Source organism: Streptomyces sparsogenes subsp. cuspidosporus, from assembly GCF_039532705.1.
GTDB classification, from domain to species: Bacteria; Actinomycetota; Actinomycetes; order Streptomycetales; family Streptomycetaceae; genus Streptomyces; species Streptomyces sparsogenes.
Window position 1 is genome coordinate 31835 of sequence record NZ_BAAASD010000007.1, and the last position, 25331, is coordinate 57165.

Annotated in this window: 18 protein-coding genes; 2 read left to right on the forward strand and 16 right to left on the reverse strand. The window is 72.5% G+C overall.

The genetic code is table 11. From position 1 onward, the window contains the following. Positions 1-257 precede the first annotated feature (257 nt). The gene (locus tag ABFY07_RS11305) at positions 258-2369 is read left to right on the forward strand and encodes a hypothetical protein (protein ID WP_346174359.1); all 2112 of its coding nucleotides are present in this window, start codon (positions 258-260) and stop codon (positions 2367-2369) included. A 175-nt stretch (positions 2370-2544) separates the two neighbouring features. Then, positions 2545-3783, forward strand: coding sequence for an FAD-dependent oxidoreductase (locus ABFY07_RS11310; RefSeq protein ID WP_346174360.1), 1239 nt, complete (start codon positions 2545-2547; stop codon positions 3781-3783). 24 nt (positions 3784-3807) lie between these two features. On the opposite strand, the gene ABFY07_RS11315 is transcribed toward ABFY07_RS11310, so the two are convergent. The 16 genes from ABFY07_RS11315 to folC form a co-directional block, all read right to left on the reverse strand. Beyond that, positions 3808-4440, reverse strand: coding sequence for a TetR/AcrR family transcriptional regulator (locus ABFY07_RS11315; protein ID WP_346174361.1), 633 nt, complete (start codon positions 4438-4440; stop codon positions 3808-3810). Between the two features lie 131 nt (positions 4441-4571). Further along, on the reverse strand, positions 4572-6005 hold the full coding sequence (gene obgE, locus ABFY07_RS11320; protein ID WP_346174362.1) for a GTPase ObgE: 1434 nt from the start codon (positions 6003-6005) through the stop codon (positions 4572-4574). Positions 6006-6149: 144 nt separating this feature from the next. After that, on the reverse strand, positions 6150-6407 hold the full coding sequence (gene rpmA / locus ABFY07_RS11325; RefSeq protein ID WP_065959305.1) for a 50S ribosomal protein L27: 258 nt from the start codon (positions 6405-6407) through the stop codon (positions 6150-6152). Between the two features lie 14 nt (positions 6408-6421). Beyond that, the gene (gene rplU / locus ABFY07_RS11330; protein WP_065959306.1) at positions 6422-6742 is read right to left on the reverse strand and encodes a 50S ribosomal protein L21; all 321 of its coding nucleotides are present in this window, start codon (positions 6740-6742) and stop codon (positions 6422-6424) included. A gap of 293 nt (positions 6743-7035) precedes the next feature. Then, the gene (locus tag ABFY07_RS11335) at positions 7036-11466 is read right to left on the reverse strand and encodes an Rne/Rng family ribonuclease (protein WP_346174363.1); all 4431 of its coding nucleotides are present in this window, start codon (positions 11464-11466) and stop codon (positions 7036-7038) included. A 220-nt stretch (positions 11467-11686) separates the two neighbouring features. Further along, on the reverse strand, positions 11687-12463 hold the full coding sequence (locus tag ABFY07_RS11340; RefSeq protein WP_346174364.1) for a TIGR03936 family radical SAM-associated protein: 777 nt from the start codon (positions 12461-12463) through the stop codon (positions 11687-11689). Between the two features lie 187 nt (positions 12464-12650). Beyond that, positions 12651-14576, reverse strand: a complete 1926-nt coding sequence (locus ABFY07_RS11345; RefSeq protein ID WP_346174365.1) for a TIGR03960 family B12-binding radical SAM protein — start codon at positions 14574-14576, stop codon at positions 12651-12653. Positions 14577-14665: 89 nt separating this feature from the next. Then, a complete protein-coding gene (locus ABFY07_RS11350; protein WP_346174366.1) occupies positions 14666-16243 on the reverse strand; it encodes a CYTH and CHAD domain-containing protein in 1578 nt (525 codons plus the stop codon). Positions 16244-16325: 82 nt separating this feature from the next. Continuing rightward, entirely contained in the window at positions 16326-17459 is a 1134-nt protein-coding gene (gene rodA, locus ABFY07_RS11355; protein WP_245737910.1) for a rod shape-determining protein RodA, read from the reverse strand. Positions 17460-17524: 65 nt separating this feature from the next. Continuing rightward, positions 17525-19660: a penicillin-binding protein 2 gene (gene mrdA, locus ABFY07_RS11360; RefSeq protein ID WP_346174367.1), complete on the reverse strand. Its 2136-nt coding sequence runs from the start codon at positions 19658-19660 to the stop codon at positions 17525-17527. A 106-nt stretch (positions 19661-19766) separates the two neighbouring features. Further along, positions 19767-20381 (reverse strand): rod shape-determining protein MreD, encoded by a 615-nt coding sequence (gene mreD / locus ABFY07_RS11365; protein WP_065959371.1) that lies wholly within the window; start codon positions 20379-20381, stop codon positions 19767-19769. 6 nt (positions 20382-20387) lie between these two features. Further along, positions 20388-21329: a rod shape-determining protein MreC gene (gene mreC, locus ABFY07_RS11370; protein WP_065959317.1), complete on the reverse strand. Its 942-nt coding sequence runs from the start codon at positions 21327-21329 to the stop codon at positions 20388-20390. Positions 21330-21501: 172 nt separating this feature from the next. Continuing rightward, complete coding sequence (locus ABFY07_RS11375; protein ID WP_065959322.1) at positions 21502-22521, reverse strand: rod shape-determining protein; 1020 nt, start codon at positions 22519-22521, stop codon at positions 21502-21504. Between the two features lie 344 nt (positions 22522-22865). Beyond that, positions 22866-23279 carry a nucleoside-diphosphate kinase gene (ndk, locus tag ABFY07_RS11380; RefSeq protein ID WP_065959326.1) on the reverse strand — a complete coding sequence of 138 codons (414 nt, stop codon included), beginning with the start codon at positions 23277-23279 and terminating at the stop codon, positions 22866-22868. A gap of 75 nt (positions 23280-23354) precedes the next feature. After that, positions 23355-23699, reverse strand: a complete 345-nt coding sequence (locus ABFY07_RS11385; RefSeq protein WP_346174368.1) for a DUF4233 domain-containing protein — start codon at positions 23697-23699, stop codon at positions 23355-23357. 1 nt (position 23700) lies between these two features. Next, a complete protein-coding gene (gene folC, locus ABFY07_RS11390; RefSeq protein ID WP_346174369.1) occupies positions 23701-25203 on the reverse strand; it encodes a bifunctional tetrahydrofolate synthase/dihydrofolate synthase in 1503 nt (500 codons plus the stop codon). Between the last annotated feature and the right edge of the window lie 128 nt (positions 25204-25331).

Here is a 25331-nt window from a genome sequence, read left to right on the forward strand (position 1 = left end):
CACACTCATCATGACAAGCGGGCAATCTACGTCAGTCACGGCATCTCACGCCCGAGCGTTTCAGCCCCCGGACGCGCCCCGCGCCGGCGCCGCGGGGCCCGGTACAGGCCGCGTGGGGCCCCGGGCGGCTCCTTTGGACCCGATTCGGGGCGGTTGGCGCGGGCGCGGATTGTCACCGGACCTGACGGCGTCATACGGTCAGGGATCCTCCATAGTTAGTTGTTAGTTCCTCCGTACTCCTGCCAGGAGCCCAACCCGTGCCCTCTGCCGGAATCGCCCCCCGCCGGGCCGTACAGCTGGCGGCGCTGCTCGCGATGCTGGTGTTCTTCACCACACAGCTCATCGGCGCCGTCCTCCCGAACGTGCCCCTCCTCATCGCCGCGTCGGCGGGTGGCCTCGCGCTCGATCTGTATCTCCAGCACAAGCAACCGGGGCTGCTGTCGCTGCTGAGCAAGGTCCGCTTCGACGTCACGGTGCGCCAGCTGTTCCGGGACATGCTCATCGTGGTGGGCCTGCTGCGCATAGAGGGCATCGACCCGCTGCACGAGCAGGCGCCGCTCACCGTCGGGCTGCTGCTCTTCTACGTGACGCACTTCGCCTGCCAGGCGGTGGCCGTCCTGGTCCGCCGCCGCCGCCAGCTGCCGTTCGTCACCCGCAACATCGACACCACGGCGCTGCGGCTGAGCGACGCCCCGCCGCGGCTGTTCGCCCGCCAGCACGGCCGCCGGCTGCTGCGCCTGTCCGCCCCGATCACCGCGGGTCTGCTGGTCACCGCAGGCACCACGAACGGCTGGTGGGGCGGGATCGGCGTGGCCGTCGGCCTGCTGGTCGCCGTCGTCGGCACCGTCCACCTGGGCACCTGGCTGCTGCCGGGCAAGCGCGTGGTGAGCGAGGCCAAGGCGCTGGAGTGGCTGGACAAGTGGCTGGCCGAGTACCGGCCGACCGTGGGCATGTACTTCTCCGGCGGCACCACCTCGGCGTACCAGGCGAACATGTGGCTCTCCACGCTCGCCGCGCTCGAGGGCAACCCGATCATCGTGCTCCGCGAGCGCTTCATGGTGCAGAAGATCGACGCGACGGACGTGCCGATCGTGTGCCTGCCGAAGGTCGCGCACCTGATGCGGCTGGAGCACTCCACGCTCAAGGTGCTGCTGCACCCGGCGAACTCCGGCAAGACCTCGCAGGTGCTGCGCATCCCGTCGATCAAGCACGCCTTCATCAACCACGGCGAGAGCGACAAGCTCTCCAGCTGCAACCCGTACGCCAAGGCGTACGACGAGGTGTGGGTCGCGGGCCCGGCGGCGCGGGAGCGCTACCAGCTCGCCGACATCGGCGTCGAGGACAAGGACGTCGTCGAGGTCGGCCGCCCGCAGCTGGCCCCGATCCGCCCCTACGCGGCCGCGTCCACCGGCGCGCTCGGCGGCGCGGGCGGGGAAGACTTCACCACCGTGCTGTACGCGCCGACCTGGGAGGGCTGGGACGGCAACCCGGGCAACACCTCGGTCATCCTGGCGGGCGAGAACATCGTCCGCGAGCTGCTCGCCGACCCCAAGGTGCGCCTCCTGTACAAGCCGCACCCGATGACCGGCTCGGTCGACCCGCGCGCCGGCCGCGCCGACGAGCGCATCAGGGCGATGATCACCGAGGCGAACACCAAGCGCGGGGGCGCCCGGCCCGGCGCGGAGGCCGCCGCCGAGCTGGCCCGACGCACCGAGGAGCTCAACCGCCTCACCAGCACCTCCTTCCGCGCCAGCGCGGATGAAATCGAGCGCATGAAGCTCCAGGGCGCCCCGGACGGGGACCGCGCCGCGGCGGTCGCGGCGGCCATCACGGCCTGGGAGAACGCCTACTGGGCGTCGATCCCGGTGTGGGAGCACCAGATCATCACCGGCCCGCGGCCGGCCCTGTTCGCCTGCTTCAACCAGTCGGACCTGCTGATCAGCGATGTCTCCAGCGTGGTCTCGGACTATCTGACCAGTGAGAAGCCGTACGCGGTGGCGAACACCAGCGGGCTGTCCGAGGCCGAGTTCAAGGCGGGCTTCCCGACGGTGCGCGCCGCGACCATCCTCACCCCGGACGCCCACGGCGTCCCCGCCCTCCTCGAAGCGGTCCGCGACCCGGAGAAGGACACCAACGTGGCCGCCCGCGCCGAGCTGAAGGTGCACCTGCTCGGCCCGTCCGACCCGCCGTCGCTGGTGCGCTTCGACCGGGCCGCCCAGGCCCTGTGCGCCAAGGCCGACGCCCGCCGGGCCCGGATGGCCACCCGCCTGGCGGACGAGATCCCCGCGCAGCGCGAGGCCAGGGACGCCGCCGAGGAGGCGGAGCTGGAGACCGGCTCGCCCGAGACGGAGGAGACGGCGGCGGTCTGAGGACCGCGGCCCAAAGGCCGCGACCCGAAGGCTGCTTTCTGAAGCCGCGCATCCTCTACGCACCACCCCCAAGGGCCCCGGGAGTTCGCTCCCGGGGCCCTTGGCGTACGCTGCCGCCCAGCGTCTGACCGATCGGTCAGACAGCTGACCGGCCGGTTAGGAAAGGCGGCGGGAAATGGAGCGCACGACGTGCTGTGTGGTGGGCGGCGGCCCGGCGGGGATGATGCTGGGGCTGCTGCTGGCCAGGGCCGGCGTGGAGGTGACCGTCCTGGAGAAGCACCGCGACTTCCTGCGGGACTTCCGCGGGGACACCGTCCATCCGTCCACCCTGCGCCTGCTGGACGAACTGGGCCTGGGCGAGCGGTTCGCCCGGCTCCCCAGCCGCAGGCTCGGCGAGATGCGGATGCTGATCGGCGGCGCCACCGTGGTCGCGGCCGACTTCCGGCGCCTGCCGGGCCGCCACAAGTACATCGCCATGGTCCCGCAGTGGGACTTCCTCGACCTGCTGGCGAGCGCCGCCGCCGAGGAGCCCTCCTTCACCCTCCGGATGGGCACCCCGGTCACCGGGCTGCTCACCGAGGGGGGACGGGTCACGGGCGTCCGCTACACCGCCGAGGACGGTTCCCCCGCCGAACTGGCCGCGGACCTGACCGTGGCCTGCGACGGCCGTGACTCGGTGGTCCGCCGGGCGGCCGGGCTGCGCCCGGACTGGTTCGAGGTGCCCATGGACGTCTGGCAGGTGCGGGTGCCCGCGCGGCGCGGCGACGGCGGCGCCTCCCAGAACAGCCGGGTCTTCGCGCGCTTCGGCGGCGGGCAGGCCGCGGTCACCATGGACCGCGGCGACTACTACCAGACCTCGTACCTCATCGCGAAGGGCCGGGACGCGGAGCTGCGGTCGAACGACATCCAGTGGCTCCGGGACCGGCTCGGCGGCCTGTTCGGCTGGGACAGCGGGGTGACGGAGGCGATCCGCTCCTGGGACGACGTCAAACTGCTGGACGTCACCATGGGCCGGCTCCCCCGCTGGTACGCCCACGGCCTGCTGTGCATCGGCGACGCGGCCCACGTCATGTCGCCCGTCGGCGGCGTCGGCGTCAACCTGGCGGTGCAGGACGCCGTCGCGGCCGCCCGGATCCTCGCCGGACCGCTGCGCGGGGGCGCGGTCGGGCTGCGCGACCTGGCCCGGGTGCAGCGGCGGCGGTGGCTGCCGATGGCCGTGACGCAGAGGTCGCAGCGGGGCGAGCACGAGATGCTGCTGCGCCCGGCCCTCGACGGGACGCTCAGCGGGGACCGGCTACCGGTGCCGCTGCGGCTGCTCCGCCGGATCCCGGCCCTGCGGGCCGTCACCGCCTATGTGGGCGGCGTCGGGGTGCGGCCCGAGCACGCGCCCCCGTTCGCCCGGGCGCGGCGCTGAGGCGGCGAACGACGGGCGGTGGGGTCAGTCGCGGCGCTCGATCGCGTTCAGCGTGAACCGCTCCAAGTCGTCCGCCGCCGCGTCGAGATCGAGGTCGGGATGGACCAGCCAGTGCGCGATGACGCCGTCGATGGCGCCGCCGATCGCGAGCGCCACCGTCCGGGTGTCGAAGGCGCGCAGCCGGCCCGCCTTCTGCCCCTCGGCCAGCAGCTCGGCCAGGGCCTGCCAGCGGCCGCCGGTGTCATGGGAGCCGGGGTTCTTCAGCCGGGTGCCGCCCCTGTCGTCCAGCAGCATCTCGGTGATCACCCGCACATGGCGGCGATTGGCCTTCTGGTAGCCGATCATGGCGCGCACATAGGCGACCACGGCGGCGCGGGGGTCCGACTCCCGCGCCACGCGCTCGCTGACGTACGCGCCGAACCGCTCCAGCACATGCGCCAGCGTCGCCTGCGTGAGGTTGTCCTTCGAGGAGAAGTGGTAGAGCACCGCGGCCTTGGAGATGCCGGCCTCCTCGGCGATCGCCGACAGCGAGGTCGCGGGGTAGCCGCGGGTGGCGATGGAGTCGATGGTGCACTCGACGATCTGCTGCCGCCGGGCGCGCTCGGTGAAGGTCAGCGCCTCGGGGTCGGTGCGGTCGGCGGTCCGTCGAGGGGCCATCGATACGCCACCCTTGCCTTTCTTCGAACGAGCCCGCCTTCGAACGAGCCCCTCTTCGAACGAACCCGTCTTCGAACGAACCCGGCGGGACGCGGTACGCGCGCGGGTCACGCGCCGCGCGGCTTACGCGGTCAGAACGGCTTGAACGTGTCGTACTCGGCTTCCGCGTCGTCCCGCGCCGCGTCCCGCTCGCGGCGGCGCTGCGCGGCCGGGCGCGGGGCCTCGAAGCGGTGGTCCTCGCCGCGGCGGCCGAGCATCTCCGCGCCGGCCGTGACGGTCGGCTCCCAGTCGAAGACGACGGCGTCGTCCGTGGCGCCGATGACGACCTCGTCGCCCGCCCGCGCCCCGGCCTTCACCAGCTCCTCCTCGACCCCCAGGCGGGCCAGCCGGTCCGCGAGGTAGCCGACGGCCTCGTCGTTGTTGAAGTCGGTCTGGCGGACCCAGCGCTCGGGCTTCTCGCCCACCACGCGGTAGAAGCCCTCCTCGACGACGATCCTGAAGCCCGCGTCGTCCACGGCCTTCGGGCGGATGACGATGCGGGTCGCCTCCTCCTTGGGCTTGGCCGCACGCGCATCGGCGACGATCTTCGCCAGGGCGAACGAAAGTTCCTTGAGGCCGTGCCGGGAGACCGCCGACACCTCGAAGACCTGGTAGCCGCGGGCCTCCAGGTCCGGCCGGATCATGTCGGCGAGGTCCTGGCCGTCGGGGACGTCGACCTTGTTCAGCGCGACCAGCCGCGGCCGGTCCTCCAGGCCGCCGTACTGCGCCAGCTCCGCCTCGATGACGTCGAGGTCGGTCAGCGGGTCCCGCTCGGACTCCAGCGCCGCCGTGTCCAGGACGTGGACGAGCACCGAGCAGCGCTCGACGTGGCGCAGGAACTCCAGGCCCAGGCCCTTGCCCTGGCTGGCGCCCGGGATCAGGCCCGGCACATCGGCGATGGTGTAGACGGTCGAGCCGGCCGTCACCACGCCGAGGTTGGGCACCAGGGTGGTGAAGGGGTAGTCGGCGATCTTCGGCTTGGCGGCCGAGAGCACCGAGATCAGCGAGGACTTGCCGGCGCTCGGGTAGCCGACGAGGGCCACGTCCGCGACCGTCTTCAGCTCCAGGACCACGTCCCCGGCCTGGCCCGGCTCGCCCAGCAGCGCGAACCCGGGGGCCTTGCGGCGGGCCGAGGCCAGGGCGGCGTTGCCCAGGCCGCCGCGGCCGCCCTGGGCGGCGACGAAGGTGGTGCCCTGCCCGACCAGGTCGGCCAGGACGTTGCCCTGCTTGTCGAGCACGACGGTGCCGTCCGGGACGGGCAGTACCAGGTCCGTGCCGTCCTTGCCGGAGCGGTTGCCGCCCTCGCCCGGCTTGCCGTTGGTGGCCTTGCGGTGCGGGCTGTGGTGGTAGTCGAGCAGCGTGGTGACCGACTGGTCGACGACCAGGATCACATCGCCGCCACGGCCGCCGTTGCCCCCGTCCGGGCCGCCGAGCGGCTTGAACTTCTCCCGGTGCACGGAGGCGCAGCCGTGGCCCCCGTTACCCGCGGCGACATGCAGCTCGACGCGGTCCACGAAGGTGGTCATGACGGTGTGCCTCCAGATGCGTATGTACGGAATGTCTTAGGCGTAACGCGCCGAGGGCGGACCCGCTTCCCCGCGACGGTGTAGAACCCGTCACGGGAGAAGAGCGGTCCGCCCTCGGAAAGGTGTGGTGTCGCGCCGGGCCGATTACTCGGCGACCGGGACGATGTTCACGACCTTGCGGCCACGGGAGGTGCCGAACTGCACCGCACCGGCGGCCAGCGCGAACAGCGTGTCGTCGCCGCCGCGGCCGACGCCCGAGCCGGGGTGGAAGTGCGTGCCGCGCTGGCGGACCAGGATCTCACCCGCGTTGACGACCTGGCCGCCGAAGCGCTTGACGCCGAGCCGCTGGGCGTTGGAGTCGCGACCGTTCCGGGTGGACGATGCGCCCTTCTTGTGTGCCATCTCTCCTCAGTCCCTTACTTCGCAGCCGCGTCGATGCTGGTGATCTTCAGCGCGGTGTGCAGCTGGCGGTGGCCGATCCGCTTGCGGTAGCCGGTCTTGTTCTTGTACTTCAGGATGTCGATCTTGGCGCCCTTGTGGTGGTCCACGACCTCGGCGTGCACCTTCACCCCGGCCAGCACCCACGGGTCGCTGGTCACGGCGTCGCCGTCGACAACGAGCAGAGTCGAGAGCTCGACGGTGTCGCCGACCTTGCTGCTGGACAAACGGTCGACCTCGATGACGTCGCCCACGGACACCTTCTGCTGGCGGCCGCCGGTGCGCACGATTGCGTACACGCGGTTCTCACTCTCTCGTCAGTAATCGGGACCTCTGATGCCAGCCGCTCCCCACCGACCCGCACGGTCCGTGGTTCACCGATCGTCTCGTATCGCCTTACGGCGTGATCCGGCATCGGCGAGCGGCCTCTCCCGACGGAACGGGAGGGATTTGCTCAGGGGTTTGGCGTACAAACGCCGACGGTCAAGGTTACGGGGCCGGGACCAGGCGGTCAAACCGGGGCCGGGGCGGGGCGCCCACCCTGGTGTGTGGGTGGGCGCCCCCGCGCTCCGGCCCCGGTCCGGCCGCGCGGTCAGTCGTCGGTGGAGGCCGAGACCGAGGACGGCGTCTGCTGCTCCGCCGCCGCGGTCTTCTTGGCCGCCGACTTCTTGGCCGTCGTCTTCTTCGCGGCGGTCTTCTTGGCGGTGGTCTTCTTCGCCGCCGTCTTCTTGGCCGCCGCCTTCTTCGCCGGCGCCTTCTTGGCGGCCTTGCGGGCCGTCTTCTTCGCCGCCGTCTTCTTGGCCGCCGCCGCCTCCGGCTCGGCCGGCTCGGCCGGCTCGGCCGCGCCCTCGGGGGTGGCTTCCGGCGCGGCCTCGGGGGCCTCGGGGGCCTCCTCGGGCTCGCTCACGGCCGCCGCCGGCTCCGGGGCCGCCTCCGGCTCCAGGGCGGGCTGCGGGGCGGCTTCCGGCGCGGCCTCGGGCTCCGGAGCGGAGTCCTGGGCAGGCGCGCTGACGACCACCACGGCCGCCTCCGCGGAGCCCGACGGCGAGCCCGCGGGAGCGGTCACCTTCCGGGTCGCCCGGCGGCGGGTACGGGGCGCCGGCACCGGCTCGGGGGCCGGCTCGGCCGCCGCCTCCGGCTTCGGCTCCTCCGCCGGGGCCTCCTTCGGCTCCTCGGCCGGCACGACGACCACGGCCGCCTCCGCCTGCCGGGCGGCCTTCGGGGCGCCCGCCGGGGCGGACACCTTCCGGGTCGCCCGGCGCCGCGTACGGCCACGGGTGGCGGCCGCCTCGGCCTCGGCGGCGCTGCTGTACAGCTCCTCGTCGGCGGCGAAGGTCACCGGCTCTGGCGCGGTGCGGTGCTCCGTCGCCTCGGCCGCGGCCTCGGCCACCGTCTCCGGCTCGGCCTCCACGGCCTCGGCCGCCTCCACAGCCTCGGCCGTCTCGGCGGCCTCCGCCACCTCCGGCGCCTGCTCGATCTCGGGCTGCTGACCGGCGACCGCGCCCTTCTTCTTCTTGCGCTTGCCGCCACCGCCGCCGACCGCGGCCGGCTGGTCCATGTGGACGATCAGACCACGGCCGTTGCAGTGCACACAGGACTCGGAGAAGGACTCCAGCAGGCCCTGGCCGACCCGCTTGCGGGTCATCTGGACCAGGCCCAGCGAGGTGACCTCGGCCACCTGGTGCTTCGTACGGTCGCGTCCCAGGCACTCCAGGAGGCGCCGCAGCACCAGGTCCCGGTTGGACTCCAGCACCATGTCGATGAAGTCGATCACGATGATGCCGCCGAGGTCGCGCAGCCGCAGCTGGCGCACGATCTCCTCGGCCGCCTCCAGGTTGTTCCTGGTGACCGTCTCCTCCAGGTTGCCGCCCTGGCCGGTGAACTTGCCGGTGTTGACGTCGACCACGACCATCGCCTCGGTCCGGTCGATCACCAGGGAGCCGCCGCTGGGCAGCCACACCTTGCGGTCCAGCGCCTTCATCAGCTGCTCGTCGATCCGGTACGTGGCGAACACGTCGACGTCCGACGTCCACTTCTGCAGCCGGTCCGCGAGGTCCGGCGCGACGTGCGAGACGTATCCGTGGATCGTCTCCCAGGCGCCGTCACCGCTCACGATGACCTTCGAGAAGTCCTCGTTGAAGATGTCGCGGACGACCCGGACGGTCATGTCCGGCTCGCCGTACAGCAGCGTGGGGGCGCTGCCGCTCTTCGCCTTCTTCTGGATCTCCTCCCACTGCGCCTGGAGCCGCTTGACGTCGCGGGCCAGCTCCTCCTCGCTCGCGCCCTCGGCCGCGGTGCGGACGATGACGCCCGCGTCCTCGGGGACGATCTTCTTGAGGATCTGCTTCAGGCGGGCGCGCTCGGTGTCCGGCAGCTTGCGGCTGATGCCGGTCATCGAGCCCTCGGGCACGTACACCAGGTAGCGGCCGGGAAGGGAGACCTGGCTGGTCAGCCGGGCGCCCTTGTGGCCGATCGGGTCCTTGGTGACCTGGACCAGGACGGACTGGCCGGACTTGAGGGCGGTCTCGATGCGGCGCGGGCCGTTGGCGAGACCCAGCGCCTCGAAGTTGACCTCGCCCGCGTACAGCACGGCGTTGCGGCCCTTGCCGATGTCGACGAAGGCGGCCTCCATCGACGGCAGGACGTTCTGCACCTTGCCCAGGTAGACGTTGCCGACGTAGCTGTTCGACTGCTCCTTGTTGACGAAGTGCTCGACGAGGACGTTGTCCTCCAGCACGCCGATCTGGGTGCGCTCGCCGTTCTGCCGGACGACCATCACCCGCTCGACCGCCTCGCGGCGGGCCAGGAACTCGGCCTCCGTGATGATCGGCACCCGGCGGCGGCCCTGCTCGCGGCCCTCGCGGCGGCGCTGCTTCTTCGCCTCCAGACGCGTCGAGCCCTTGATCGACTGCACCTCGTCGGCGCCGGACTCCGCCTCCTTGGCACGCCGCTCGCGCGGCTCGCGGATCTTGACGACCGTGCGCTCCGGGTCGTCGCCCGCCTCGACCTCGGCGGCGTCCCCGCTGCGCCGGCGGCGGCGCCGGCGACGACGGCTGCTGCTGGAGCCGGCCGCGCCCGACTCGTCGGCCTCGTCGGCCTCCTCGCCCCCGGCCTCACCGGTGGCCTGCTCGCCCTCGGTCTCGCCCGGCTGCTCGTCCTCGTACCGCTCGCCGGACTCGCCCTCGGCGCTCTCGGCCTCCGCGGCCTCGCCACGGCGGCGGCGCCGCCCGCCCCGGCGACGGCGGCGGGACGGGCGGTCGCCCGACTCCTCGTCGCCGTGCTCGCCCTCGCCGAACTCGGCCTCCTCGGCGGTCTCGGCCGCCTCCTCCGCCTCGGCCTGCGCGGCCTGGTCCTCGGACGGCTCGCCCCGGCGACGGCGCCGGCGGCGCGCGCCGGCGGGCGCCGCCGGCTCGGCGGCCTCGAACGCTTCCGTGTCCTCCGTGTCTTCCGTCTCCTCCGCCTCGGCCGCCTCCGCGGCGGCCGCGGCGGCGGCCAGAGCCGCGCTCTCCGGCGTCTGGAACACCGGCTCGGTGAACACCGGCGCCTGGAACACGGCGGTCGGCGGGCGCACCGCCCTGCGCCGCGTCCTGGCCGGGGCCTCCGGCTCGGCCTCGGCCGGCTGCGGGGCCTCGGCCCGCGGGCTCGCTGCCTGCGGCGCGGCCTCGGCCGACTCGTCGGCGGCAGCGGCACGGGTCGCCCGGCGGCGGGTACGGGCGCGCGCCGTGGCCTCGGCGGCCCGCGCGGCGGCTTCGGACGCGGCGGCGCCCTCGGCGGCCGGCTCCTCGGCGGGCTGCGTGGTGGGCTGCGTGGTGGGGGCTTCGGCGGTCTCCTCTGCCTCGGCCTCGGGCGCGCCCGCCGGGGCGGTCGCCTTACGGGTCGCCCGGCGGCGGGTACGGCGCGCGGGCTGCGCGGGCTCCTCCGCCGCCTCGGCTCCGGACTCGGTCGCGGCGGCCTGCGCGGCGGCGTCGGTCTCGGCGGTCGCGCTCACGGTCCCGCCCGCCGGGGCGGGCTGCGAGGTCTCCTCGCCGGCGGCGGGCGGCGGGCCGGCCGGGGCGGTCGCCTTGCGCGTCACCCGACGACGCCGGCGCACCGGCTCGGCGGGCTCAGCGGTCCCGGCGGCCTCCACGGCGGCGGGCTCCGACACGGCCTCGGCGGCCTCGTCCTCCGCGTCCGCCTCGGCTTCCGCTTCGTCGGGCTCGGCGGCCTCCGGCGCACCCGCCGGAGCGGATGCCCGGCGCGTCGCGCGACGGCGCCTGCGGGCCGGCACGGCGGCCTCCTCCGCCTCGGCTGGCTGCTCATCAGCCGCCGCATCCGCCTCTTCGGCCTCTTCGGCCTCAGCAGCGGGCTCGACGGCGGGTTCGGCGGCGACCACGGTCTCAGCGCCCTCCGACGCAGCCGCCGGAGCGGACGCCTGACGCGTCGCACGGCGGCGCTTGCGCGCCGGCGCGGCGACCTCGGCCGTCTCCTCGGCCTCAGGAGTCTCGTCCGCCCCAGTGGCGGGCTCCGCAGCGGGCTCCGCGGCGACCACGGTCTCAGCGCCCTCCGGCGCGCCCGCCGGAGCGGTCGCCTTGCGGGTCGCGCGACGGCGCGTCCGCGGCGCGGGCACCGGCTCTTCCGCCGGTGCGGCGTCCTCGGCGGCGGAGCCGGGCTCCGCCGCGGCGACCACCGTCTCGGGTGTGGTCCCGGCCTTCTCCGGCGAGCCCGCCGGGGCCGTCGCCTTGCGGGTCGTGCGACGGCGCGTCCGCGGCGCGGGCACCGGCTCGTCGGCGGCCGCCGCGGCCTGCGCGGCAGGGGCCTCCGGGTCGGTGGACTGGGTGGCCGGTATGGCCGGAGCCGCGGCCTGGGCCTCGTCGCCCAGCGCCCCCGTGGGTGGGCCGGCCGGGCGGGAGGCCGCGCGCCGGCGGCGCGGCGGCAGCGTGTCGCTGGGCGAGTTGTTCTCGGTGGTGTCCCTGGGGGCGACGGCGCGCGGAGCGGCCTGTCCCAGCGGCTGGATAGGTTCGATCGGCTCAATGGGCTCGAGCATGCGGGCGTTTCTCCCGTCACGCTCCCGGGCGCCGCGTCTGCGTCCGGCGGCAATCCGCGCTGTGCGCGTTCGCCGCCGCCCGCGGCGCGGGCGCCGCACGGGAGCTGTCGTCTCGCTCGCCGGGACCGGAAATGCCCGGACCGGCGAAAGTCTCCTGGTCAGTGCGCCTGCCGGACCCGGGTGGCTCCCTGGTGCGATCGGCGGCGCATCGACGGCGGTCCTACGCGGAACCTCCCGGCGCCATCGCGGCGGTCAGCCCGGCGGCCGTGGGTGGGGCGGCCGGTGCTGCCTCGCGATCGGGCGCGAGCGGGTCGGTCACCGTGCCGGACTCCTCATCGAGCAGCCCCTGCGCCAGCCTGGTCACCGCTGCGGGGACCGGCGGCGCCAGGTCGGCCGTAGCGCGGAGACCGGACAGGACGTCGTCGGGTCGTACGGCAGGTGTCAGATGCCGTACCACCAGCCGCAGTATCGCACAGCCGGGGTGCCCTGGCCTATCGACCGGCGCGGGGAGGGCCTCGAGCCGGGCCACCGCGGCACGCGCGTCGAAGGTCCGCAACCCGTTTTTCGTCATGCGCTCGACCTCGACCTTCTCGGCCGAGAGGAAGGCGGCGGCGGCTCGCTCGGCCTCCTCGGGGGCGACTCCGTCGAGCCGGATCTCCCAGACGGAGGCCTGCAGCCGGTCGGCCAGACCCGAGGTGCGGGCCTCGACGGCGTCGATGACGTCGAGGCCGTCGGGCAGCGACTCGTCGAGGAGTTCCCGCAGCCTCTCGGGGTCGCGCGCCTCGGTGAGCTGGATCTCCAGGTACTCGGCCTCACTGCCCGTGCCGGTGGGTGCGGCATTGGCGTACGACACCTTGGGGTGCGGGGTGAACCCCGCCGAGTACGCCATGGGCACCTCGGCGCGGCGCAGCGCCCGCTCGAAGGCGCGCTGGAAGTCGCGGTGGCTGGTGAACCGGAGGCGGCCGCGCTTGGTGTAGCGCAAACGGATGCGCTGCACCGCGGGTGCGGGCGGCGGGCCTTCGGGCTGTCGCTTGCCCAGGGGTCCTTCTCCTTGCTGTCTGACGCCGCTGTCCGACGCGGCTGACTACGCCGCTGACTGACGGCTGTCGTACGTCGGTGGCCGGGCGCTCACCCGGGCGGGTGCGCGGCCCGTGCCTCTTCCAGCGTACTTGTCGGGCCGGGGGTTACTTGACGACCGACAGCGGCAGCAGCTTCCTGCCGGTCGGTCCGATCTGGATCTCGGTGCTCATCTGCGGGCACACGCCGCAGTCGAAGCACGGGGTCCAGCGGCAGTCGTCGACCTCGGTCTCGTCGAGGGCGTCCTGCCAGTCCTCCCAGAGCCAGTCCTTGTCGAGGCCGGAGTCGAGGTGGTCCCAGGGCAGGACCTCCTCGTAGCCGCGCTCGCGGGTGGTGTACCAGTCGACGTCCACGCCGAACTCGGGAAGGGTGCGCTCGGCGCACTCCATCCAGCGGTCGTAGCTGAAGTGCTCGCGCCAGCCGTCGAAGCGGCCGCCGTCCTCGTAGACGGCGCGGATGACCGCGCCCACCCGGCGGTCGCCGCGGGAGAGCAGGCCCTCGACGATGCCGGGCTTGCCGTCGTGGTAGCGGAAGCCGATGGACCGGCCGTACCTCTTGTCGCCGCGGATCTTCTCGCGCAGCTTCTCCAGGCGCGCGTCGGTCTCCTCGGCGCTGAGCTGCGGCGCCCACTGGAAGGGGGTGTGCGGCTTGGGGACGAAGCCGCCGATGGAGACGGTGCAGCGGATGTCGTTCTTGCCGGAGACCTCGCGGCCCTTGGCGATGACCTTCGTCGCCATGTCGGCGATCTGCAGCACGTCCTCGTCGGTCTCGGTGGGCAGGCCGCACATGAAGTACAGCTTCACCTGCCGCCAGCCGTTGCCGTAGGCGGTGGCGACGGTCCTGATCAGGTCCTCTTCCGAGACCATCTTGTTGATGACCTTGCGGATGCGCTCGCTGCCGCCCTCGGGGGCGAAGGTGAGGCCGGAGCGGCGGCCGTTGCGAGTGAGCTCGTTGGCGAGGTCGATGTTGAAGGCGTCGACCCGGGTCGAGGGGAGCGACAGCCCGATCTTGTCTTCCTCGTAGCGGTCGGCGAGGCCCTTGGCGATGTCACCGATCTCGGTGTGGTCCGCCGAGGACAGGGACAGCAGGCCGACCTCCTCGAAGCCGGTGGCCTTGAGGCCCTTGTCGACCATCTCGCCGATGCCGGTGATGGACCGCTCGCGCACCGGGCGGGTGATCATGCCCGCCTGGCAGAAGCGGCAGCCGCGGGTGCAGCCGCGGAAGATCTCCACGGACATCCGCTCGTGGACCGTCTCGGCGAGCGGCACCAGCGGCTGCTTCGGGTACGGCCACTCGTCCAGGTCCATGACGGTGTGCTTGGACACCCGCCACGGCACGCCGGAGCGGTTCGGCACGACGCGGGCGATCCGGCCGTCGGGCAGGTACTCCACGTCGTAGAACTTCGGCACGTAGACGCCGCCGGTGCGGGCGAGCCGGAACAGCAGCTCGTCCCGGCCGCCGGGGCGGCCTTCGGCCTTCCAGGCGCGGATGATCTCGGTCATCTCCAGGACGGCCTGCTCGCCGTCGCCGATCACCGCGCAGTCGATGAAGTCCGCGATCGGCTCGGGGTTGAACGCGGCGTGGCCACCGGCGACCACGATGGGGTGGTCGTCGCCGCGGTCCGCGGCGTCCAGCGGGATCCCCGCCAGGTCGAGCGCGGTGAGCATGTTGGTGTAGCCCAGCTCGGTGGAGAAGGAGATGCCGAAGACGTCGAACGCCGCGACCGGGCGGTGCGAGTCGACGGTGAACTGCGGCACCTTGTGCTCGCGCATCAGCTCTTCGAGGTCCGGCCAGACGCTGTACGTGCGCTCGGCGAGCACGCCCTCGCGCTCGTTCAGCACCTCGTAAAGGATCATGACGCCCTGGTTGGGCAGGCCGACCTCGTACGCGTCCGGGTACATGAGCGCCCAGCGGACGTCGCAGCTCTGCCAATCTTTGACGGTGGAGTTCAGCTCCCCGCCTACGTACTGGATCGGCTTCTGCACATGCGGGAGCAGGGCCTCGAGCTGTGGGAAGACCGACTCGACAGACATCCGGGAGACCTTCGTGAGCTGACAGGGGTGACCCTCAAGCCTAACCCGCCCGGCGGACACCGATTGACGCTCGCCCGGGCCTCACCGCGTCACCGCCGCGAGGCGGGGCGGCGGGGCCGGCGCCGCAGTGCCGCCCGGTGCTTCTCGCGGGACGCCTCGGCCCAGAGCGCGGGCAGTTCCGCCTCCCGCCGGGCCGCCAGGGCCTCCTCCCGCCCGTACATGACACCGAAGGCGAAGGCGCTCTCCCCGGCGGCGTGCGCCTGCTCGGCCAGCTCGCGCAGCGCCCGGCGCGCGACACAGCTGTCCTGGTGGTCGCCGAGCAGATCCTGCAGCCCGGTCATGAGGTCCGCGAACGCCTTCGCCGGCCGGCCCAGCGCGGGGCGGGCGGCCTCGGCGGCGTAGCGGGCGCGCTTGGCCTCCTTGCGCGCCTCGTGCATGGCGAGGTCCCGGTCCTGCCCGGGAGGAGCGGCGAGAGCGGTGGTGACGAGGGCGGCGAGCCGCCGGTAGTCGCGCTCCACGGCCTCGACGAGCACGTCCTCGGGCGGCCGGGCGGCGGCGGGGCGCAGCGGTGGGTCGGCCGAGAGCGCGTCGAGGGCGTTCAGGAGGGCGAGACAGCGGTCCCCGTCCAGGACGCCGAGGAGCCGGTCGCGGGTCCCGCCCCGGCGCTCCCGCGCCCAGGCGCTCAGCCGGGCGGCCACGGGACCGGCGCGCAGATCGTCCGGGAGTTCGCGCAGCCGCTCTTCCAGCCGGGCGGTGAGCACTTCGCGGTCCCGGTCGATGCCGAGCTCCCCGGCCAGCCATTTCAGCTCGTCGGCGAGGGGGTCGGTGGCGGCCCGGTCCAAAACCTTGCGGAAGGAGCGGAAGGCACTGCGCAGCCGGCGGGTGGCGACGCGCATGCGGTGGACGGCGTCGGGCGCGTCCAGGCGTACGGCGGGGTCGAGCGCGACGACGGCGGCGATCTGGGCGCGGACGTAGTCGAGGACGGTGTCGCCGGCCGTGGCCCCGGCGGCCGCGCCCGCCTCAGCCCCGGCCTTCGCCCCCGCCTTCTCCTCTGCCCCGGCCGGGTCGGCGGTCTCGGCCAGGGCCCTGGCCAGCTTGGACGCGGCGGCCGCGCGGCGCACCCCGCCCCGGGTCAGGTGCGACTCGAGCGCGTCGAGGAGCGCCGGGTCGCCGCCCGGGGCGAGCTCCACCTCGACCTCCGTCCACCGCACCGGCTCGCCCGGCTCCGGGGTGAGGCGGCGCGCCGTGACCCGGTCGGCGGACAGCTCGGCGAGCAGGGCTCCGTGGGCGTCCACGAGGTGCCGGACGTCCCGCTCGGACAGCAGGCGGACGAGGGGCACGAGTTCCGCGTCGCGGACGCGGGAGCGTACGAGGGCCGCGAGTTCGGCGGGCAGGGTGTCGGACAGCGGGGCGCGGATCTCGTCCCGGGCGTCCGGCCCGGCCGGCAGCTTGAGGTGCCATCCCGCGTCGCCGCCGCCGGTGCGGCGGCGCAGGGTGACGCCGTGGGCCGCGAGCCGCTGGTCGGCGGTGTCGTAGTACGTGGCGTCCAGGGTGGCCGTGCCCCGGTCCACCACCTCCGCGACCCCGGCGGCCCCGGTCAGGTCCGGGAGCCGGCCGCCGTCGGGGACCTCGTACTTGCGCTCGATCTCACGCACGGTGTCCGCCATGACGCGAATGTACTGCCCTGCGGCGTTGGAGGGCAGACCAGCAGGCCGGACCAGGAGGGCAGGCCCGTGCGGACCCCGTGCCTCAGGCCGATACGGGGCGCTGCACCCGGATCGACTGGAGCAGGCCCACCGCTATCCACACGGCGAACATCGACGACCCGCCGTACGAGACGAAGGGCAGCGGCAGACCGGCCACCGGCATGATGCCCAGCGTCATGCCGATGTTCTCGAACGCCTGGAAGGCGAACCAGGCGATGATCCCGGCGGCCACGACCGTCCCGTACAGCTCGGTGGTGTCCCGCGCGATGCGGCAGGCGCGCCACAGCACGACGCCGAGCAGCACGATGATCAGGCCCGCCCCGAGGAAGCCCAGCTCCTCCCCCGCGACCGTGAAGACGAAGTCGGTCTGCTGCTCGGGCACGAACTGGCCGGTGGTCTGGGTGCCGTGGAACAGCCCCTTGCCGGTGAGGCCGCCGGAACCGATGGCGATCCGCGCCTGGTTGGTGTTGTAGCCGACGCCCGCCGGGTCGAGGGCCGGGTTGGCGAAGGCGGCGAAGCGGTCGATCTGGTACTGGTCCAGGACGCCGAGCTGCCAGACGAGGACGGCGCCGACGACGGCCGCGCCGATCAGCCCCACGATCCACCGGTTGGAGGCTCCGGAGGAGAGCAGCACGGCGAGCACGATGACGGCCATGACCATCACCGAGCCGAGGTCCGGCATCAGCAGCACGACCGCGATGGGCAGCGCGGCGAGCCCGAGGGCCTGGACGACGGTGCGGTGGTCGGGGTTGACGCGGTCCCCCGCGTCCACGCGCGCGGCCAGCAGCATCGCCATCCCCAGAATGATGGTGATCTTGGCGAACTCGGAGGGCTGGAGGGAGAAGCCGCCGCCGATCACGATCCAGGCGTGCGCGCCGTTGATGGTCGAGCCCAGCGGGGTGAGGACGGCCAGCACGAGCAGCACCGACAGCGCGTACAGCACGGGCACGGCCCCGCGCAGGGTGCGGTGACCGAGCCAGATCGTGCCGACGGCCAGCACCAGCCCGATGCCGGTGTTCATGGCGTGCCGGATCAGGAAGTAGTACGGGTCGCCCTGGTTGAGCTCGGTGCGGTTGCGGGTGGCGGAGTAGACGAGGACGGTGCCGATCGCGGACAGGGCGAGCGCGGCGAGCAGCAGTATCCAGTCCAGCCGGCGCACGATCGAGTCGCGCGCCATGAGCTTGCCCCAGGTGCCGCGCTCGGGGGTGAAGCGGCGCGCGGTGTACGTATGCGTCGAAGCGCTCACTGCTGTGTTTCCCGCCTTCCGACCACCTGGATCGGCTTGCCCAGCGGCTGGGCCTCGATGGTGCCGTCGGAGTCGATCTTGGGGAGCTTCGCCTGGGGCTTGGGCAGCAGCGCCTTCTTGTTGTCGATGTTGCCCTTGGCGTCCACCCCGTAGAGGGCGTTGTAGATGTTGCGCACGGCGGGCCCGGAGGCGCCGGAGCCGGTGCCGCCCTGGGAGATCGTCATGACGATCGCGTAGTCCTTGGTGTACGTCGCGAACCACGAGGTCGTCTGCTTGCCGTAGACCTCGGCCGTACCCGTCTTGGCGTGCATCGGGATCTTGTCCTGCGGCCAGCCGCCGAATCGCCAGGCGGCGGTGCCGCGGGTCGCGACTCCCGCGAGAGCCTTGTCTATCTTGCTGCGCGTCTGCTGGGTCATCGGCAGCTTGCCGTGCGACTTCGGCTTGATCTCCTGGACCTTCTTGCCGTCGGCGCTGATGATCGCCTTGCCGATGGTCGGGTCGTACAGCGTGCCGCCGTTGCTGAGCGCGGCGTAGATGGTGGCCATCTGGATCGGGGTGACGAGCGTGTCGCCCTGGCCGATGGAGTAGTTCACGGAGTCACCGGCGCGCATCTTCATCCCCTCGAGGCAGTTCTCGTAGGCGATGCGCCGGCCGTAGTCCCCGTCCTTCTTGCCGTACTTGCACCAGGCGTTCTTGTTGGCCTTCCAGTAGTCCTTCTTCCACTGGCGGTCCGGGATCCGGCCGGTGACCTCGTTGGGGAGGTCGACGCCGGTCTCCTTGCCGAGGCCGAACTGGTGGGCGGTCTTGTAGAACCAGTCGGCGGGGTGCTTCTTGGGCTTGTTGCCGCCGTCCTTCTGCCACTGCTTGTACGCGAGGTCGTAGAACACGGTGTCGCAGGAGACCTCGAGCGCCCGGCCGAGGCTGATCGGGCCGTAACCCTTGGACTCGAAGTTCTTGAAGACCTGTGAGCCGATGTTGAACGAGCTGCTGCAGTTGTAGCTGCCGTCGAAGGGGTATCCGGCGTTGACCGCCGCGGTGCTCGAGACCACCTTGAAGATCGAGCCGGGGGCCGCCTGGCCCTGGATCGCCCGGTTCAGCAGCGGGTAGTTGGACTTCTTGCCGGTGAGCTTCTTGTAGTCCTTGCCGGAGATGCCGCCGACCCAGGCGTTCGGGTCGTAGGTCGGGTTGGAGGCCATCGCGACCACCCGGCCCGTCTTCGCCTCCATGACCACGACCGCGCCCGCGTCCGCCTCGTACCTGCGGCCCGTGTTCCGGTCCATCTCCTTGCGGGCGTCCTTCATCGCCTGGTCCAGCTCCTTCTCGGCGACGGCCTGCACCCGGGCGTCGATGCTGGTGACCACGTTGGCGCCGGGCTGCGCCCGCTGGCTCTCGGCCTGGCCGATGACCCGGCCGAGGTTGTCGACCTCATAGCGGGTCACCCCGGCCTTGCCGCGCAGCTCGTCGTCGTACTGGCGCTCCAGGCCGTTGCGGCCGACCTGGTCGGAGCGCAGCAGCGGGGACCGGCTGTCCTCGGCCTTCTTGATCTCCTCGTCGGTGACCGGGGAGAGGTAGCCGAGCACCTGCGCGGCGTTGGCGTCGCCCGGGGAGGCGTAGCGGCGCACGGCGGTCGGCTCCGCGCTTATCCCGGGGAAGTCCTCCTCGCGCTCGCGGATCTGCAGGGCCTGCTTGGGGCTGGCCTCGTCGGTGATGGGGATGGGCTGGTACGGGGAGCCGTTCCAGCAGGGCTGGGGCGTCTTGGCGTCGCACAGCCGCACCTTGTCCAGGACGTCCTTGGGCTTCATGTTCAGGACGCCCGCGAGGCGGGTGAGGACGGCCTTCCCGTTGTCCTTCATCTTCATCAGCTCGGTGCGGCTGGCGGAGACGACCAGACGGGTCTCGTTGTCGGCGAGCGGCACGCCGCGGGCGTCCAGTATCGAGCCGCGCACGGCGGGGTGGACGACCTGCTGGACGTGGTTGTTGGCGGCTTCGGCGGTGTATTCGTCGCCGTTGCGGATCTGCAGGTACCACAGGCGGCCGCCGAGGGTGAGCAGCAGCGAGAAGACGATGATCTGGATGGCGACGAGCCGGGTGGTGACGCGCGGGGTCCGCCCGGTCTCAGGAATGTTACTCATGGCGCGTAGCGCCTCCCTTGAGGGTGGCGGTGGGCGACGGGCGGGCGTTACTCATGGCGCGTACCGCCTCCCTCGAGGGTGGCGATGGGCGACGGGTGGGCGTTGCTCACAGGCGCTTGACCCCCTTGAGACGTCCCGTGCTCCGGCCCGCGGCCTTCGCCAGGAGGCCGCCGCGCTGGGTGCCGACGCGGGAGCCGCCGGAGCTGTCGGCCATCGGGTCGTTCTCGCTCTTTCTGGCCATCCCCATGATCAGCGGCACGGTGAAGGGGGCCAGCAGCAGGTCGTACAGCGCCGCGGTGAACAGCAGCTTGCCGAGGCCCACATGGCGGGCGGCGTCGTCGCCGACGAGCTGGCCGACGCCCGCGTACAGCAGGGTGCTGCCGATGGCGGCCGCGACGACCACGAGCATCGGCCCCGTGGCGGACCTGAGCTGGCCGGTCTCGGGCCGGGCGAGGCCCGCGAGATAGCCGATGACGCACAGCACCAGCGCGTAGCGCCCGGCGGCGTGGTCGGCGGGCGGGGCGAGGTCGGCGAGCAGGCCGGCGCCGAAGCCGATGAGCGCGCCACCGGTGTGGCCGTACACCAGCGCGAGGCCCAGGACGACGAGCAGCAGCAGGTCGGGGACGGCGCCGGGCAGTTGCAGCCGGGCGAGCACGCAGACCTGCACGACCAGGGCGATGACCACGAGGAGGGTCGACAGGAGGACCCGGTTCAGTCGCAGCATCGGTCAGCTCCTGTTGGCGGCGGCGCTCGAGGACGAGGACGGTTTGACCGTGACGGTCACCGTGGGCGTCGGCTTGGGCTTGGCGGGCTTGGGCGGCAGCACGGTGTCGCGCGGGTTCTCGCGGGGCGGCTCGACGACGACGCCGACGATGTCGAGCTTGGTGAAGCCGACGAACGGGCGCACCAGCAGGGTGCGGGTCAGATCGCCGCCGGAGGGGTCGACGCGGACCACCTTGCCGACCGGGACGCCGGGCACGAACGGCTTGTTGGCCTGGGAGCCGAAGGTCACCAGCCGGTCACCCTTCTTGATCTTGGCCTTGCCGTTGAGGAGCTGGACGCGCACCGAGCGGTCGCCCTGACCGGTGGCGAAGCCGAGTTCACCGGACTTCTCCATACGGGTGCCGACGGTGAAGTCGGGGTCGATGGCCAGCAGGACGGTGGCCGTGGACGGGCCGACGGTGGTGACCCGGCCGACCAGGCCGTCGCCGTTGATGACGGTCATGTCGCGGCGGATGCCGTCGTCGCGGCCCACGTCGATGGTGACGGTCCAGGAGAAGCCCTGGGCCGCTCCGATGGCGATGACCTGGGCGCCCTTGATGCCGTACTGGCCGGCGCCGGCGGTCTTGCGCAGCTTGTCGAGCTCGACGACGCGGGCGCGGTTGCGGGCGTCGCTGCCCAGCCGCTGCTTGAGTTCCGCGTTCTCCCGCTCCAGGGCGCTGATCCGGTCGTGCCGCTCGTCGGAGTCCCGTACGGCCGCCACGGCGTTGCCGATCGGGTCGACCGCGGACGCGACCCCGTCCTCGACGGGGCCGAAGACGGACGCGGCGGCCTGCCGGGCGCCGTCGAGGGGCGAATCCTCGCCGCCGCGGATGTCCACCGTGATCAGCGCGAACGCGATGGCGACCAGCAGCACCAGGAGCAGCCGGCTCTCTCGTGTGTCCCTCACGTGCGGCGACGTGCCTTCCTCGTCGGAGTCGGACCGGTTACGGCTTCGTCAGGTGTTTTCCTGCGCGTTGCCGGTCATGGGAGCCATATGCCTGTATATCAGTGAACCGCCGCTCCGCCGTACGGGAGGACGGCGGGAAGTCGGCCACCCGTACGGCGGATTCAGCGGGTCGTCATCTGCGGGGCTGGGCGTCCAGGACCTGCTGGAGCGCCTCGAACTCCTCGACGCACTTGCCGGAGCCGAGCGCCACCGAGTCCAGGGGGTCCTCGGCGATGTGGATCGGCATGCCGGTCTCGCGGCGCAGCCGCTCGTCGAGGCCGCGCAGCAGGGCGCCGCCGCCGGTGAGCACGATGCCGCGGTCCATGACGTCGCCGGACAGCTCGGGCGGGCACTTGTCGAGGGTGGTCTTGACCGCGTCGACGATCGCGTTGACCGGCTCCTCCATGGCCTTGCGGACCTCGGCGGCGGAGATCACGACGGTCTTCGGGAGTCCGCTGACCAGGTCGCGGCCGCGGATCTCGGTGTGCTCCTCCTCGCCGGTCTCGAAGGCGGAGCCGATGGTGATCTTGATGTTCTCGGCGGTGCGCTCGCCGAGCAGAAGGCTGTACTCCTTCTTGATGTGCTGGATGATCGCGTTGTCCAGCTCGTCGCCCGCCACCCGGATGGACTGGGCGGTGACGATCCCGCCGAGCGAGATGACGGCGACCTCGGTGGTGCCGCCGCCGATGTCCACCACCATGTTGCCGGTGGCCTCGTGGACGGGCAGACCGGAGCCGATGGCGGCGGCCATGGGCTCCTCGATGATGTGCACCTGGCGGGCGCCCGCCTGGGTGGAGGCCTCGATGACCGCGCGGCGCTCGACGCCGGTGATGCCGGAGGGCACACAGATGACGACCCGGGGACGGGCGAGGTAGCGGCGCTTGTGGATCTTCAGGATGAAGTAGCGCAGCATCCGCTCGGTGATCTCGAAGTCGGCGATCACACCGTCCTTGAGGGGGCGCACGGCGACGATGTTGCCAGGGGTGCGGCCGATCATCTTCTTCGCTTCTGCACCCACCGCGAGGATTCCGCCGGTGTTGGTGTTGATGGCGACGACGGACGGCTCGTTGAGGACGATCCCGCGGCCCCTGACGTACACCAGCGTGTTGGCGGTCCCGAGGTCGACAGCCATGTCACGGCCGATGAACGACATGTTGTTCCCCATGAGGATGCGTCAGGCCTTCCCACTTGAGCGTTTGCTTGCTGAGGTCGGCAGGATGTGGTGCGCTGCGAGGCGCGGAAGCTCTCATCGTAGTCACGCCCGCTCGAACACGCTGCGGGGGTCCTCCGCCATTGTCAGCAGAACACGGGCCCGCCCCCTGCTAATGGTGACGTCGTGTCGCGGGGATGCGTTCCCCCGTTCGGCCCGCATATGCCGAAGGGCGGCCGAACAATGACGGCCGCCCCTGGTCAGACGGGGTGACGAGGTGATGAACGGTCACCGTTGCCCCATCCGTGTCCCGGCCGGTCCCCCGGGACCGGCCGGGTGCGGACGGTTCAGGCGAGTCCGGGGAAGAAAATCTTGATTTCCCGCTGGGCGGACTCCTCCGAATCGGAGGCGTGGATCAGGTTTTCCCGCACGATGGTGCCGAAGTCGCCGCGGATGGAGCCCGGCGCCGCGGCGATCGGGTCGGTCGGCCCGGCCAGCGCCCGCACGCCCTCGATGACGCGCTCGCCCTCGACGACCAGGGCGACGACCGGGCCGGAGGCCATGAACTCCACCAGCGGCTCGTAGAACGGCTTGCCCACATGCTCGGCGTAGTGCTGCTCCAGGACGTCCCGGCCGAGCTCGCGCAGCTCCAGCGCGCTGATCGTCCAGCCCGCCTTCTTCTCGATGCGGCTCAGGATCTCGCCGACCAGTCCGCGTCGTACGGCGTCGGGCTTGAGAAGGACGAGCGTGCGCTGGGTCACTGCGAGAACTCCTTAGGAACGTGGCATGCGGGTGATGCTGTGCCGCGAAGGCTACATGGGTGAACGACGGCCACGTTACGCAGTGTCAGCACCGGCGGCGGCGAAGCGCGCCTTGGCCTCGTCGACCTTGCGGCCGAAGTGCACCGAGGCCCACCACAGCCCCGCGAACGCCGCGCCCAGGACGTACATGGTGGTGACGATCAGGCCGCTCAGCACCAGGCCGATCTGCAGGGCCCAGCCGATCCGCACCGCGCCGGGGCGGCCGAGCATCCCGCACAGCAGGACGCACAGCGCCATGGCGACGCCGCAGACCGTCCACACCGTGGCCGCGGACAGGCCGGAGGTCTTCATGGCCACCAGGCCCGCGAAGCCGATCACGAAGAATTCACCGATCAGGGTGGACGCGCACAGCGTTCGCATATCAGCCCCTTCCCAGGAGCAGCCGGGCCTCGCCGACCGTAATCACCGATCCGGTCACCAGCACTCCCGCGCCGGCGTACTCGCCCTCTTCCTCCGCGAGCGTGATGGCCGCCTCCAGGGCGTCGTCCAGCCGCGGCTCGACCTGCACCCGGTCCGGGCCGAAGACCTCGACGGCGACGGCGGCCAGCTCGTCCGCGTCCATCGCGCGCTGGCTGGAGTTGCGGGTGATCACCACCTCGGCGAAGATCGGCTCGAAGGCCTCCAGGACGCCCCGCACGTCCTTGTCGCCGCTCGCGCCCACCACGCCGATCAGCCGGCTGAAGGCGAACGCCTCGGTGACCGCCTCGGCCGCCGCCCGCGCGCCGGCCGGGTTGTGCGCGGCGTCCAGGACCACGGTCGGGCTGCGGCGCACGACCTCCAGACGGCCGGGGGAGCTGACGGAGGCGAAGGCGGTGCGGACGGTGTCGAGGTCGAGCACGCGGGCGTGCTCCGAGCCGACGCCGAAGAACGCCTCCACGGCGGCCAGCGCCACCGCCGCGTTGTGCGCCTGGTGGGCCCCGTAGAGCGGGAGGAAGACCTCCGGGTACTCCCCGCCCAGCCCGCGCAGGGTCAGCAGCTGCCCGCCGACCGCCACCTCGCGGGAGAGCACGCCGAACTCCATGCCCTCGCGGGCGACCGTGGCGTCCACCTCGACCGCGCGCTTGAGGACCACGGACGCGGCCTCCACGGGCTGCTGCGCCAGCACGACCGTGGCGTCCTGCTTGACTATCCCGGCCTTCTCCGTGGCGATCTGCTCGGGCGTGGTGCCCAGCCGGTCGGTGTGGTCCAGCGAGATCGGCATGATCACAGCGACCCCGGCGTCGATCACATTGGTGGCGTCCCAGGTGCCGCCCATGCCGACCTCGACGACCGCGATGTCGACCGGCGCGTCCGCGAAGGCCGCGTACGCCATGCCGGTGAGCACCTCGAAGAACGAGAGCCGGTGCTCCTGCGAGGCGTCGACCATGTCGAGGTACGGCTGGATGTCCCGGTAGGTCTCGATGAACCGCTCGGCGGAGATCGGCGCCCCGTCCAGGCTGATCCGCTCGGTGATCGACTGCACATGCGGGCTGGTGTAGCGGCCGGTGCGCAGCTCGAAGGCGCCCAGCAGCGCCTCGATCATGCGGGCGGTGCTGGTCTTGCCGTTCGTCCCGGTGATGTGGATCGAGGGGTACGCGCGCTGCGGGGAGCCGAGGATGTCCATCAGCGCCTCGACGCGCACCAGCGAGGGGTCCAGCTTGGTCTCGGGCCAGCGCCCCGCGAGCTCCGCCTCCACCTCCCGCAGCGCCCGGTCCAGCTCAGGGTCGGCCGGGCGGGAGGGGACGCCGTCCCCCTGCGGCGGCCCGGACTGGGTGCGCAGCGTCCGGCTCCCGGCCTCGATCACGGCGAGATCGGGGTCGCGGTCGGTCTCGGCTCCGACGATCTCGTCGAACTCGTCGGGTTCCTTCTGGGGGCTCTCGCTCACAACGTCAGTCTACGAGGCAGGTCCGACGATTCCCCGCGACCCCGGCGGCCCCGTCCGAGCACGGTGGTGACCCCGCGCACAGCGAAGCGCCCCCGGCGCCTTCCGCTGAGGCGGCGGGGGCGCTTCGG